Source organism: Shewanella sp. NKUCC01_JLK (assembly GCF_019345615.1).
GTDB lineage: Bacteria > Pseudomonadota > Gammaproteobacteria > Enterobacterales > Shewanellaceae > Shewanella > Shewanella oncorhynchi.
Window position 1 is genome coordinate 186,500 of sequence record NZ_JAHKRD010000011.1, and the last position, 13,432, is coordinate 199,931.

At 45.2% G+C, this 13,432-nt stretch carries 8 protein-coding genes; 5 read left to right on the forward strand and 3 right to left on the reverse strand.

Annotated features, from left to right (window positions below; all coding sequences use genetic code 11):
• The first annotated feature begins 64 nt into the window (after window positions 1–64).
• Window positions 65–2,272, forward strand: coding sequence for a GTP diphosphokinase (gene relA, locus KO537_RS13680; RefSeq protein ID WP_028761378.1), 2,208 nt, complete (start codon window positions 65–67; stop codon window positions 2,270–2,272).
• Between the two features lie 449 nt (window positions 2,273–2,721).
• Here the strand turns inward: relA and KO537_RS13685 are convergent, their stop codons facing one another.
• On the reverse strand, window positions 2,722–4,098 hold the full coding sequence (locus KO537_RS13685) for a HEPN domain-containing protein (RefSeq protein WP_251071102.1): 1,377 nt from the start codon (window positions 4,096–4,098) through the stop codon (window positions 2,722–2,724).
• 797 nt (window positions 4,099–4,895) lie between these two features.
• Here KO537_RS13685 and KO537_RS13690 point away from each other — a divergent pair.
• Together KO537_RS13690 and KO537_RS13695 are read left to right on the forward strand one after the other, a co-directional pair.
• Window positions 4,896–5,870, forward strand: a complete 975-nt coding sequence (locus tag KO537_RS13690; RefSeq protein ID WP_061782783.1) for a DUF1852 domain-containing protein — start codon at window positions 4,896–4,898, stop codon at window positions 5,868–5,870.
• A gap of 55 nt (window positions 5,871–5,925) precedes the next feature.
• Window positions 5,926–7,005, forward strand: coding sequence for a methionine synthase (locus tag KO537_RS13695; protein WP_219234665.1), 1,080 nt, complete (start codon window positions 5,926–5,928; stop codon window positions 7,003–7,005).
• 181 nt (window positions 7,006–7,186) lie between these two features.
• Here the strand turns inward: KO537_RS13695 and KO537_RS13700 are convergent, their stop codons facing one another.
• Both KO537_RS13700 and aguA read right to left on the reverse strand, forming a co-directional pair.
• Entirely contained in the window at window positions 7,187–8,893 is a 1,707-nt protein-coding gene (locus KO537_RS13700; protein WP_219234666.1) for an amidase, read from the reverse strand.
• 73 nt (window positions 8,894–8,966) lie between these two features.
• The gene (gene aguA / locus KO537_RS13705) at window positions 8,967–10,079 is read right to left on the reverse strand and encodes an agmatine deiminase (RefSeq protein ID WP_219234667.1); all 1,113 of its coding nucleotides are present in this window, start codon (window positions 10,077–10,079) and stop codon (window positions 8,967–8,969) included.
• Window positions 10,080–10,587: 508 nt separating this feature from the next.
• Between aguA and mazG the strand changes: the two genes are divergently transcribed.
• Together mazG and KO537_RS13715 are read left to right on the forward strand one after the other, a co-directional pair.
• Window positions 10,588–11,499 (forward strand): nucleoside triphosphate pyrophosphohydrolase, encoded by a 912-nt coding sequence (mazG, locus tag KO537_RS13710; RefSeq protein ID WP_219234668.1) that lies wholly within the window; start codon window positions 10,588–10,590, stop codon window positions 11,497–11,499.
• A 116-nt stretch (window positions 11,500–11,615) separates the two neighbouring features.
• Window positions 11,616–13,253 (forward strand): CTP synthase, encoded by a 1,638-nt coding sequence (locus KO537_RS13715; RefSeq protein ID WP_012587102.1) that lies wholly within the window; start codon window positions 11,616–11,618, stop codon window positions 13,251–13,253.
• Window positions 13,254–13,432 lie beyond the last annotated feature (179 nt).

The following is a 13,432-nucleotide window of genomic DNA, read 5'->3' on the forward strand; positions in this document are numbered from 1 at the left end:
TGAAGATAGGAGAGCTGAAGTGGTGCCCACTTTCTCTCTGAGCACGGATAAGGAAATAAATTAGATGGTCTCTGTTCGCGAAGCGCACTTTAATGATCCCGATTTTCACTTAGAAGATTGGGTAGCTCGCTATGTTGGTCATGCCGATGAAGCGCAGATGCTGCTCTCTTTGATAGGGCAGATTGACGCCTTACCAGCCAAGAGTCCTGCGGCGAAGAGAGAACTGCTCGAACGTGCTCGAGAGATGATCGAAATCCTCGCACCGCTAAACATGGACATTGAAACCCTGCAGGCGGCAATTTTGTTTGTGGTGCTCGATGCTGGGTTATTGACCGAAGAAGCCATCCAAGAGAAATTTGGTGAGCCGCTGGCGCGTTTAGTCGCGAGTGTCGTGACCATGAACGCGATTGGCGCCTTGAAAATCAATCCTAATAGTCGTTCAACCGAGCCGCAAATCGACAATATCCGCCGCATGTTATTGGCTATGGTTGAAGATGTGCGCGCTGTGGTGATTAAGCTTGCCGAGCGTGTGTGTTTACTACGGGCGGTGAAAAATGCCGACGAAGAAACTCGCGTGCTGCTGGCCCGTGAAATTGCCGATATTTACGCGCCGCTGGCTAACCGTTTGGGTATTGGTCAATTAAAGTGGGAGCTGGAAGATATTTCTTTCCGCTACCTGCATCCAGATACCTATAAAGACATTGCTAAGCAATTAGATGGCAAACGACTGGATCGTGAAGTTTTTATCGACAAGTTTGTCAGTCAGTTGCAACAAAGATTAGATGAAGATCAAATTCGCGCTAAGGTCTACGGCCGGCCGAAACATATCTACAGTATTTGGCGCAAGATGAAGGGCAAGCACCTTAAATTTGATGAGTTGTTTGACGTGCGCGCCGTGCGTATCGTGACTGAACGTCTGCAGGATTGTTATGGCGCGTTAGGTGTGGTGCATACGCTTTGGCACCATATTCCTCGGGAATTTGACGACTATGTCGCTAACCCAAAACCTAACGGTTATCAATCGATTCATACCGTTGTGGTGGGGCCTGAGGGCAAAACCGTTGAAATTCAAATTCGTACCCAAGACATGCATGAAGATGCAGAGCTGGGTGTGGCCGCGCACTGGAAATACAAAGAAGGCAATCATTCCGGTAAGCAAAGCGGCTACGAAGAAAAAATTAACTGGCTGCGTAAAATTCTGCAATGGCAGGAAGACGTGGTCGAAAGTGGCAACTTGGTCGAAGAAGTCCGTAGCCAAGTGTTTGAAGATAGAGTCTATGTGTTCACCCCAAGCGGTGAAGTCGTCGACTTGCCACTGGGCTCAACCGTGCTCGACTTTGCCTATTACATTCACTCCCAAGTGGGACATAAATGTATTGGCGCTAAGGTCGATGGCCGTATTGTGCCGTTCACCTATCAGGTTGAAACGGGCGAGCGTATCGAGATCATCACCTCGAAACAGCCCAATCCCAAGCGCGACTGGCTTAACCCTAACTTAGGTTATATCCGTACCTCGCGGGCGCGTTCGAAAATTCAGCATTGGTTTAAGCAGCAGGACAGAGACAAGAATATTGTCGCCGGCAAAGAAATGCTTGAATCTGAATTGGCGCGGGTGAGCTTGAAAATTAAAGACGCGGCCATCGCGGTCGAGCGCTTTAATATGGCGAGCATGGATGATTTACTGGCGGCGATTGGCGGCGGTGATGTGCGTCTGCATCAAGTGGTTAACCATATTCAAAGCCGTCTGCGACTCGACGAAGTGTCAGAAGAAGATGCGGTCGAAGAATTAGTCAAGAAAGGCCAACATAAACCGACCTCCAGTGGCCGTGGTCAGGTTGAAGTCAACGGTGTGGGTAACTTGCTTAACCATATCGCCCGTTGTTGTCAGCCCGTTCCCGGTGATGAAATCTTAGGTTTTATCACTAAAGGTCGTGGTATTTCTGTACATCGCGCTGATTGTGAACAAGTTAAAGAGTTAATGCGGGTTCACCCAGAGCGTGGCGTCGATGTGGTCTGGGGCGAAAATTACTCCGGCGGTTATCGCATGCGTCTGCGGGTATTAGCCCACGATCGCAGCGGCTTATTGCGTGACTTAACCTCAGTGCTGGCTGCTGAAAAATCCAATGTACTGGCCATGAGTTCATCATCGGACACTAAAAACCAGACAGCCGCGATTGAGTTGGAACTGGAGCTTTATAACCTCGATGGTTTATCGCGGGTGTTATCTAAACTGACCCAAGTCGATAGCGTGATTGAGGCAAGACGACTTTAAGGCTCGTAACGCCTTTTGAAGCGAGCGATATCTAGAAGCCATCTAGAAGCAAGAGATAAAGGATTGGGGCGGTAGGGAGGCTGTTCATCGTTCTGAGCAATGGTTTGCCATGGCATTTGCTCCCCGACGCGCAGCCAGTCCATCCGTGGATGCTCGACCGCCCCCGTCCATGGGGCGGACGGTCGTCTCACAAATCACCATGGCGCACCTTTCAAGTATTAGCGTAACCAGTAGGTTCAAAAATTAAGTCATGAGTATTTAGCTTAATTGTTCAATCTGATTTGGTTTGAGCGAAGTCATTCGATTGAGCATAAGAAACTTTGGGACAGAAGTGCGATAGATATATAGCTCAAACACGATACCCTCAGATGAGATAATGTCCTCGGTCCTGCTGTCCCGTCCTTTTGTGACTTATTCCTGCATTTGCTTAACTATCGACAGTTCTCATTTTAGATAATAGCATTTAGAGGAATGTCATCAATAAATTGGGGGAGTGACTTGCTAAATCCGGTTTTGTGGATACCAAAGAGGTGTAGATAAAAAATCGCTCTTAGCAGAGTTTCAGCGCAAAATTGTACCGGACAAAAACTTAACTTCTCATTAATCGAATTACCATGCACAATTCTTGAACGTGCATTGTAAAGCTCAGCAGCCATTTTAGCTTTGTCCTCACAAATACCTTTGTGAGTTATATTCAAATTTCTAACCCTAGTCTTGAATGTTTCAGTTGTAGTAGCTTCTTTAAAATTTACTATTGCTTCTAATGAACTCACCATTTTTTGTATCTGTAAATATGAATTTGAGTCGGTAGAGGCATCACCATACCATAGCAGTGAGCGCTCTAAGCGATCTACAACCCTCTGTTGCTTCATATCTGGGACTAACAGCAATTCAGGTATGTTGAACGCAATATTTATTAGGCTATTGGGTAAGTCCTTTTCGTCATTGAAGTGCTGCCAGAACTCCTTAGAGTCCTTTTGGAAGACAGGAAAATGAATACTCGTATCAGTGTGTAGTGCTTCAACATTAATACCTGATCTATGGAAATAAAAGTGATGAAAGGTTCTGTCATTAGCTGATAGTAGCGGTACTGCATTTGTGGAATATCTAGTTGCCAATAACTTTAGGACATTATAGGCCGTATCACGCGCTCTCTTTGCCAATTCTATAGAAAGGCTTCTACTGCAAGGCGTATCAACACTGACCTCAAGATAATAATTTGGTGCGAATGACCTAGAATATTTAAATTTAGATAATACATTTTTTTTTAATTTTTCTGGTATTAGCGGTATGAGACGAATGTTCTGACTCAAGTTGAGTGCATTCTGCAAACTGAAAACAATTACTGGAAATTGATATACAAGTTTTGAAAAAGTTGCTTTAAATTGCTGGATTCTGCGGTTGAAAATTTTATCAAATATCTCGTAATTTGGCTTATAAAACACACCGTCATTATCAAAACTATCGGCAAAGCTATTGAGGTCAGCATTAACATATTCGTAGATAATCCCCTCTAAAACACTTTTTAACTCGTAAGAGTGGCAATTTAGATTGTTCTGCTTTCTAACTTCTTCTGATAACTCTCTAATTTGAACTAATGATAGGTTGGAATGATGTAGTTGAAATACACAATGCTCATCTGCATGAAACCTATCATTCATTTCTTTAGCAAGGTCGGTGGGAGCGTTTATGCTTAAAAATAAACGGTCTATTCCAGTAAATTCTTGGAAATAGGCTTTATGATCTGTGTGCCAGAGCTTGTAACTTTTTACCATTTCCACAAGCAAGGAGTTCAGAGTTTTCTTACAACTATTGGATAGCTTCATCAGCCTACTCATAATAAAATACACACTGTAATATGGATAAGATCCGGTATTATAAGTATAAAGTCAATTTGGAATGAATCGCCACTACTTCATGAGATACAGACTCTCATATTATGGTACTGAATGATTTTTAAGATCATGATTTTATTTGCATTAAAATATCAATGCCATTAGTGGAACTCAGCAATGATAAATAGCCCCCATTAGGTTTTAACACTTCGTTGAACAAAAGTGTTGGTGCTTATTGCTGTCGTCTAGCAATAAATTCTAGAAACGATGCTGAAACTATATAAAAATTCGTAACGGGTGAACTACTATTTGACGCTACTCATCAATAGAAATTTTATGGCAAATTCTGATGCCCCAAAAAATAACTGATTAATTGTACTAAGGAGGATGGGGAAAATGTGTGCAATCGGCAATATTGCGAACTATCTCTAGGGGGGAAACTAACTCGAAAAAATATTCCTGCTTTCCTGCTTTCCTGCTTTTCCCAATCCCGAGTTCAGGTTAATCCACAACGCCATGCTAATTGATCATGAATATGGCTCATGTTCTATGTGAAATAAAACCGTTTTTGTTCATGTGTCGAACCACGTATAAATGACTCCAAGCGAAATATTAGACAAGCTTGAAGTTGCACACTAGCTAAGCCATCAGGACTTAAGTCATTGGCACTTAAGTTAAATAGAACCTCAGACAGAACTCGAATAATGTCTATCAGAGTCGGGTCGAGAAGCTAGAAGCGCAGGGCATAAACTCAGGTTTGAAATCAGACAATGGGATACTGGATCACTATGAATAAGCATTTTACATTTACGATTAACAGCATTTGTCTTGATGAAAATTATCATCCCTCAGACAAGACGCGTATCACGACCAACTTTGCTAATTTGGCCAGAGGCAGTCATCGCCAAGCGAACTTACGCAACGCGTTAAAGATGATTGATAATAGTTTTAATGCCTTAGCGCATTGGGATAACCCTAAAGGCGATCGTTATTCTGTCGAACTTGAAATTATCTCCGTTAATTTGGATATTGACGGCAGTGGTCAAACCTTCCCATCGATTGAAGTATTGAAAACCAATATTGTTGATCATAAAACCAATAAACGTATTGAAGGCATTGTAGGTAATAATTTTTCATCTTACGTACGCGATTATGACTTTAGCGTATTACTGGCAGAACATAATAAGGGCCAAGCCAAATTTAGTATTCCAGATGATTTTGGTGGACTACATGGCAAGCTATTTCAGTCTTTTGTTAATTCTGATGCTTACAAACAGAATTTTAATAAGCCACCGGTTATCTGCCTCAGTGTGTCGGATAATAAAACCTACCATAGAATTGAGAATCAGCATCCCGTATTAGGGGTTGAATATCAGCCAAATGAATCGTCTTTAACTGAGCAATATTTCAAAAAAATGGGCTTACAGGTGCGCTATTTTATGCCGCCAAATAGTGTGGCGCCTTTAGCTTTTTATTTCTTTGGTGATTTACTGAATGATTACACCCATCTTGAGTTGATAAGCACCATCAGCACTATGGGAACTTTTCAAAAAATCTATCGCCCTGAGATTTATAATGCCAATGCTGTTGCAGGGAAATGCTATCAACCTAATTTGAAAAATCTGGATCATTCACTGACTCAAATTGTTTATGACCGAGCAGAACGTAGCCAATTGGCGAATGAGCAAGGCAAATTTGCAGCGGAGCACTTTATCAAACCCTATCAAACGTTTTTTGAACAATGGTCTGCTAATTACCTTTAGTCGCTCTGCGCCTAATTGTCACGCTCATTAATTAATCCAATACGGCATCATTATTATGAATACACGACTTAATAAAACATCGCTTAACCAAACCCTGATTAACAACAGACTGTTACCGACTTCAACGGCAGGCAGTTTGCCTAAACCTTTATGGCTTGCAGAGCCTCAAACACTTTGGTCTCCATGGAAATTGCAAGGAGAGGAATTAATTACCGGTAAACACGATGCACTGCGTTTGTCATTACAGGATCAACAGCTAGCAGGGATTGATATTGTCAGTGATGGCGAGCAAACGCGGCAACATTTTGTCACTACCTTTATTGAGCACCTCAACGGCGTTGATTTTTCAAAACGTAAAATCGTTAAAATTCGTGATCGCTATGATGCGAGCGTGCCCACAGTTGTTGGCCCAGTGAGCCGCCAAAAGTCGGTGTTTGTTGAAGATGCCAAATATTTACGTCAGCAAACCACGCAACCGATTAAATGGGCTCTGCCTGGCCCTATGACCATGATAGATACGCTTTATGATGACCATTATAAAAGCCGAGAAAAGCTTGCTTGGGAATTTGCCAAAATTCTTAATGAGGAAGCCAAAGAATTAGAAGCGGCGGGTGTTGATATTATCCAATTTGATGAGCCTGCCTTTAATGTATTTTTTGATGAGGTAAACGATTGGGGTATTGCGTGTTTAGAAAGAGCCATTGAAGGACTTAAATGCGAAACGGCGGTGCATATTTGTTATGGTTACGGCATCAAAGCCAATACAGATTGGAAAAAAACTTTGGGCTCAGAGTGGCGCCAATATGAAGAAGTGTTTCCTAAACTGCAAAAGTCTAATATCGATATTATCTCGCTAGAATGTCACAACTCCCATGTGCCAATGGAGCTACTTGAACTCATTCGCGGTAAGAAAGTCATGGTCGGCGCGATTGATGTCGCCTCCGACACGATTGAAACCGCTGAGGAAGTCGCCGACACCCTACGAAAAGCCCTTAAATTTGTCGATGCCGACAAGCTCTATCCTTGTACTAATTGCGGCATGACGCCTTTATCCCATCAAGTCGCAAGAGGCAAACTCAACGCCTTAAGTGCAGGCGCAGAGATCGTCAGAAAAGAACTCTTGGCATTAAGATAAGACGCGTTAAGTGTTGCTGTCTGTTTTACAGCAGCATGTTTTATAGCAGCATAAGTCTAGCTTTGTTGAAAAGGTATCGACGTAAGTATTAAAAAAACGGGATTGGCATTCTGATGCCAATCCCATTGTTCATTTCTAAGCTCTTACATTTAGTGCTTAGGCTTATGCATTGTCTTAGCGCTTATTGGCCAAGTTTTGGTGTGCGTGGCGGGATCATGCGCCTGTCACCTGTTGACTCAAATGCACCTGCAAATTTAAGCAGGTTATTATCGTCATAGGCGCGGCCTGCGAAGGTCAAACCGACTGGCATGCCAATATCGGCCATCACGCCCATAGGCACAGTCACAGTCGGCACGCCTAAATGGCGAATCGCAAGGTTTCCGTTAGCGACCCAAACTCCGTTGCTCCAAGCGATATCGGCGGAAGCCGGATTCACATGCGCATCGGCAGGGCCGACATCTGCCACGGTTGGGAACAGCACTGCATCGAGCTTTAGCTCGTCCATCCAGTCTTCGAGATCTAGCTTACGGGTCTTCTCTAAGCCACGCAGACCATCGGGAATACTGTCGATCTGGTCATAGGATTTAAGACCACGCTTAGCCATGTTGACGTACTCTTCCATGCCTGCCGCTAAGTCACCTTCACGGTTAGGCAAGGTGCCTAAGTCGTGGGGGAAAATCAAATGCCCAACAACATCAGCAAGTTTGTTGAGTTTAGGGTCATTGTTAGCACGCAGGAATTCATCGAACGCCCAACCTGAGAGTTCCCATAATTCATCATGGAGGAATTGAGGCGTGACGATACCGCGGTTAAACACGGTCGGCGCACCTGGGCGGTCGCCTTCGCAATTTGATACCAACGGGAAATCGACTTCAATCACTTCGGCGCCAGCGGCTTCTAAGGCTTTACGAGCCGCTTCCCATAGATCGATAACTGATTGGCGGGTATGAATACGTTGCCCCGTTGGCCCGCCAATGCCCGGATTTTCGCTAGTGCCCGCCAATTCATCCTTATTGATGTACATGCGCGGCACACCAAAACGCTTACCTTTAAGCGTGTCGGCTTGAGCGGCAAGCTCCAGATAAGATGCTGGACGGACACTTGATGCTTTAGGGATTTGTACCCAAGGTTGCAGACGCCAGAGATCGCCACGGGTGATAGGATCGTCGGCCACAATCACATCCAACACTTCAAGCATATCGGCCATAGTGCGGGTATAAGGCACGACAACATCCATGGTCGGCGTTAACGGCCAGTTACCGCGCACCGAAATCACGCCGCGAGACGGTGTATAGGCACATAAACTATTATTGGATGCAGGACCTCGACCGCTTGACCAAGTTTCTTCAGCAAGACCAAAAGCAGAGTAACTTGCCGCTGTGCCCGTGCCCGCCCCATTAGAAGAGCCCGAAGCAAACGGTGCAGTAAGATAATCAGCATTGTACGGGCTTTCAGCGCGGCCATAGTGACCACGCTGCATGCCGCCATTCGCCATAGGTGGCATATTGGTTTTGCCTAGGCAAATGGCACCCGCGGCGCGTAGGCGCTCAACGGCAAAGGCATCATATTGCGCCACTAAATCCTTAAAGGCTGGGCTGCCAGACGCTGCCGTCAGTCCCTTCACTAAATAGCTATCCTTGGCGGTATACGTAATACCCTCAAGTGGGCTCAGTGTTTCACCACGGGCGCGGCGCGCATCTGACGCCTCAGCTTCTTTGAGCGCATCGGGATTGTGTACCACTAACGCATTGAGCTTAGTCTTTGTCGCAGGGCCGTCATACGCCTCAACCCGCGCGCGATACGACTTCACCAACTCCACTGCGGTGGTGCGGCCAGATTCGAGCGCTGCACGCAGCTCGGCAATAGAAACTTCAGTAACTTCAAACATCTTACGCCCTCCCGCTGAAAGCCAATTGTGGTGCATTAACAGTGACATCAATCGTCATGCTGTTCTCCTTGGGTTACTTTCCAGCAGGGATTTGCTGAGTAATACAATGGATATTGCCGCCACCTAATAAAATCTCACGGGCTGGCACACCCACAATCTCATGCTCTGGGAAGATTTCCTGCAGTTTTTGGGCGGCGATATCATCGGTTGCAGGGTCAAGCAGTGGGAACACGATGCGATTATTGGTGATTAAAAAGTTCACATAAGAACCGGCTAAACGCTCACCCGCCGTGCGTGGCACGCCAGTGCCTTCGGTCACACCTTTTGATTCTTCTTCGGTGCAATACAGCGGCCCCGGTTGTGGCAATAGATGGATTTTTAACTTACGGCCTTTGGCATCCACGGTATTTTGCAACACCTCTAGCGCCGCTTTTGAGCGTGGATACTGGGGATCAGTCTCATCATCGGTCCAGTGCAGAATGACTTCACCAGGACGGGCGAAACAACACATATTGTCGATATGACCATCGGTCTCATCCATATACACGCCATCTTGCAACCAGATAAACTGCTTAACATTCAAATAGTCACGCAGTAAATCTTCAATCTGTTCTTTTGTCAGTTCAGGGTTACGGTTGGCATTGAGCAAACATTCTGCACTCGTCATACAGGTGCCTTCACCATCGACATGGATGGAGCCACCTTCGAGGATCAGCGGCGCGCTGTAACGGGCAAAACCATGCTGCGCAAGCATTTGCTGCGCGACTTGCTCGTCCTTATCCCATGGGAAGTACAAACCACCGTTATGGCCGCCCCAAGCATTAAAACCCCAGTCAACACCACGGCATTCGCCATTGTCATTCACAACTACGGTTGGCCCAGTGTCACGAGCCCAGCAATCGTTACTGTCCATTTCAACCAAAGTGACATGGGATGGCATCACCGCTTTAGCTTCGGCTAAAAACGTCTTAGGAACACCCATATAAACAGGGGTTGCCGCACCAATGGCATCGGCCACCTTAGCAAAGGTCGCCTGAGCATAAGCACCAGCGGCACGCCAGTTATCAGGACGATAGGGCCAAATCATCCACACCGCTTGCTGCGCAGCCCATTCGCCAGGCATATAAAAACCATCTTGGGATGGCTTAGTCGTTAACTGCGTGGCATCCACTGTCACGTTTGTCATGAGTTTTGTCTCCAGTAATGCTTAAAAACGATAAGGGTGTGCGTCCTAACATCGGACGACAGAATCGAAATATACCTAACATCAATCAAATGAATAAATTGAAGGACCGCATTTATCATGTGCATAGTTTGGCCGAAATTATTAGGTCTTCACTCGGTGAGTTTTAGCTTCATTGAAATATTGCTGCGTATCTTATCATTTAAGATGGCTTGCGCTAAATACTTGTATGCAGGACATAGATGAGAATTTGTAGGGGAGGAAGGTTGTCAATTTATTGCTCATGAGATGAGTGAATTACGAAATGGAGCGAACGCTCTTTAGTTAAAATAAGTCTTAGTTGAAATACGGCACTAAAATCTGATCTCAGCATCAAAATAGCGCTTTTATTTTACCTAGCTTATCATCATCGGTTTATTGTAGCCTTTTGCTAAAAAACACTGCGGAGGCGTATTTTTTGTTCTTTCTCAATATTCGCCCGTTGCAGTATTTCTCTTTAAAGGATATCAGCATGACTTCCCACACGGCGCCATTAACCTCATTTTCTACTACTGAACCTTCTCTCACTGAAACTTCTACAACAGAACTGTCTATAACAGATGTAGAGCCGCTGCTTAAGATAATGGAAAAACTGCGCGACCCACAAACAGGTTGCCCGTGGGATAAAGCGCAAACGTTTCAAACTATAGTGCCTTTTACTTTAGAGGAAGCCTATGAAGTTGCCGATACCATAGAGCGTTTAGCCTGGGATGAGTTACCCGATGAACTCGGGGATTTGTTATTTCAAATCGTATTCTATTGTCAGCTTGGTAAAGAGCAAGACAAGTTTGACTTTACGAGCGTGATTGAGAAAATTAGCGACAAGTTAACCCGCCGTCATCCCCATGTGTTTGGCGAACAAAATCCGCAAATAGGCGATAGCGCCCAAGCGATGAAAGCCAATTGGGAGGCGATAAAAGCGACTGAGCGTGAACAAAAGGCCCAGCAAGTGGCGGGTAAAACCCAAACTTATACTGTGGTTTCTGCGTTAGACAATATTCCGCGTACCCAACCTGCGCTGTCGCGCTCAATCAAAATTCAGCAAAGGGTGGCGCGAGTCGGGTTTGATTGGGCCGAGCTTGAGCCCGTGGTCGCTAAAATTCACGAAGAAATCGATGAAGTCTTGCATGAAGTGAATCAACCCGAGCAAGATCAAGCTAAAGTGCAGTCCGAAATGGGCGACTTGCTATTTGCCGTGGTGAATCTAGCTCGTCATCTTAAGGTCGATCCAGAACAAGCTTTGCGCCACGCTAACCTTAAATTTGAACGCCGTTTTCGCGGCGTAGAACAGTTGGCGAGTGACAGCGGTAAAAGCATGGAAGAGCACACATTAATGGAGCTTGATGCCTATTGGGACCAAGTAAAAGCGACAGAGACGAGATAAACGGCAAATTATCCCGATTGGTGTTTGTCGAATCGCGCCGCCTTTGGTATACTACTGCCCCGTCCTAGTGCTTTCTTACAAGCACGTATTTTCAAACTCATTTTCTCAGGTTCAGCATGACTACAAGGTATATCTTCGTTACTGGTGGCGTTGTTTCATCACTAGGTAAAGGCATTGCAGCAGCATCATTAGCTGCAATTTTAGAGGCCCGCGGTCTCAATGTAACCATCATGAAACTGGACCCTTACATTAACGTTGATCCGGGTACCATGAGCCCAACCCAACATGGCGAAGTATTTGTTACTGAAGACGGTGCAGAAACAGATCTCGACTTGGGTCACTATGAGCGTTTCATCCGTACTAAGATGAATCGTCGTAACAACTTCACTACTGGTCGTATTTACGAAGAAGTATTACGTAAAGAACGTCGTGGCGATTATTTGGGCGCAACCATTCAGGTTATCCCACACATCACTAATGCGATTAAAGAAAAAGTATTAGCCGGTGGCGAAGGCCATGATGTGGCTATCGTCGAAATCGGCGGTACTGTGGGTGATATCGAATCTTTGCCGTTCCTAGAGTCTATCCGTCAGCTCGGTGTTGAGCTGGGCCGTGATCGTACTCTGTTCATGCATTTAACCTTAGTGCCTTTCTTAGGTGCAGCAGGCGAAGTGAAAACTAAGCCAACTCAACACTCAGTGAAAGAGCTGCGTTCTATCGGTATTGCACCAGATGTGCTGGTTTGCCGTGGTGATCGTGCGATTCCTGCGAATGAAAAAGCCAAAATTTCGCTGTTCTGTAACGTCGAAGAGCGTGCGGTTATTTCATTAAAAGATGTTGATAGTATTTATAAAATCCCAGCTTTGTTACGTTCACAAGGTTTGGATGACTTAGTGGTTAAGCGTTTCGGTTTAGAATGCCGTGAAGCGGATCTGTCTGAGTGGGAAAATGTGATTTATCAAGAAGCTAATCCAAACGGCGAAGTCGTTATTGGTATGGTGGGTAAATACATTGAACTGCCAGATGCCTATAAGTCAGTCAACGAAGCATTAAAACACGCTGGCCTTAAAAACCGCGTATCAGTGACTATCAAGTACATTGATTCACAAACCGTAGAAGCCAAAGGCGAAGAAGTCTTACAGGGCTTAGACGGTATCTTAGTACCAGGCGGCTTCGGCGAGCGTGGTGTTGAAGGTAAGATACTGGCGGCAAAATTTGCCCGTGAAAATAATCTACCATATTTCGGTATTTGTTTAGGTATGCAAGTTGCTCTGATTGAATTTGCGCGTAATGTTGCAGGCATGGCTGATGCACATTCAACTGAATTCAATAAAGAAACACCATTCCCTGTGGTGGGTTTGATCACTGAATGGATTGACGAAGAAGGTAATGTTGAGCAGCGCCATGAAGCGTCTGACTTAGGTGGCACTATGCGTTTAGGCGCTCAATTGTGTCATTTACTCGAGGGTTCAAAAGCGGCTCAAGCCTACAAAGGTAATAGCTGTGTAGAACGTCACCGTCACCGTTACGAAGTGAACAACAAATACAGAGAGCGTTTAGAGCAAGCTGGCATGATCTTCAGCGGTTTGTCTTCTGATCGTAAACTGGTGGAAATGATCGAACTAAAAGATCACCCATGGTTTGTTGCAGGTCAATTCCATCCTGAATTCACCTCAACGCCGCGCGATGGTCACCCATTGTTCGAAGGGTTTATTGCTGCGGCAAGTGCGCATCAAAAACGTGATCTGAAGTAAGAATATTTAAGGCCGGACCCGCGACAGTGGGGCCGGCCTTTTGCTACACTCGTCGCGACTTGAAACATAAGAATTTAATACCTCTGGGTATAAACAGCATGCGTATCCGTTGCATCTGTATGGACGCAAACCGTAAATGGAGTTTGGTTATTTTCTACGGTATGTGACTTCCATTTATT

What these genes read in the sequence shown, in the direction of transcription:
- relA (WP_028761378.1), top strand. Translation starts at nt 65, where the DNA reads ATGGTCTCTGTTCGCGAAGCGCACTTTAATGATCCCGATTTTCACTTA.
- KO537_RS13685 (WP_251071102.1), bottom strand. Translation starts at nt 4,098, where the DNA reads ATGAAGCTATCCAATAGTTGTAAGAAAACTCTGAACTCCTTGCTTGTG.
- KO537_RS13690 (WP_061782783.1), top strand. Translation starts at nt 4,896, where the DNA reads ATGAATAAGCATTTTACATTTACGATTAACAGCATTTGTCTTGATGAA.
- KO537_RS13695 (WP_219234665.1), top strand. Translation starts at nt 5,926, where the DNA reads ATGAATACACGACTTAATAAAACATCGCTTAACCAAACCCTGATTAAC.
- KO537_RS13700 (WP_219234666.1), bottom strand. Translation starts at nt 8,893, where the DNA reads ATGTTTGAAGTTACTGAAGTTTCTATTGCCGAGCTGCGTGCAGCGCTC.
- aguA (WP_219234667.1), bottom strand. Translation starts at nt 10,079, where the DNA reads ATGACAAACGTGACAGTGGATGCCACGCAGTTAACGACTAAGCCATCC.
- mazG (WP_219234668.1), top strand. Translation starts at nt 10,588, where the DNA reads ATGACTTCCCACACGGCGCCATTAACCTCATTTTCTACTACTGAACCT.
- KO537_RS13715 (WP_012587102.1), top strand. Translation starts at nt 11,616, where the DNA reads ATGACTACAAGGTATATCTTCGTTACTGGTGGCGTTGTTTCATCACTA.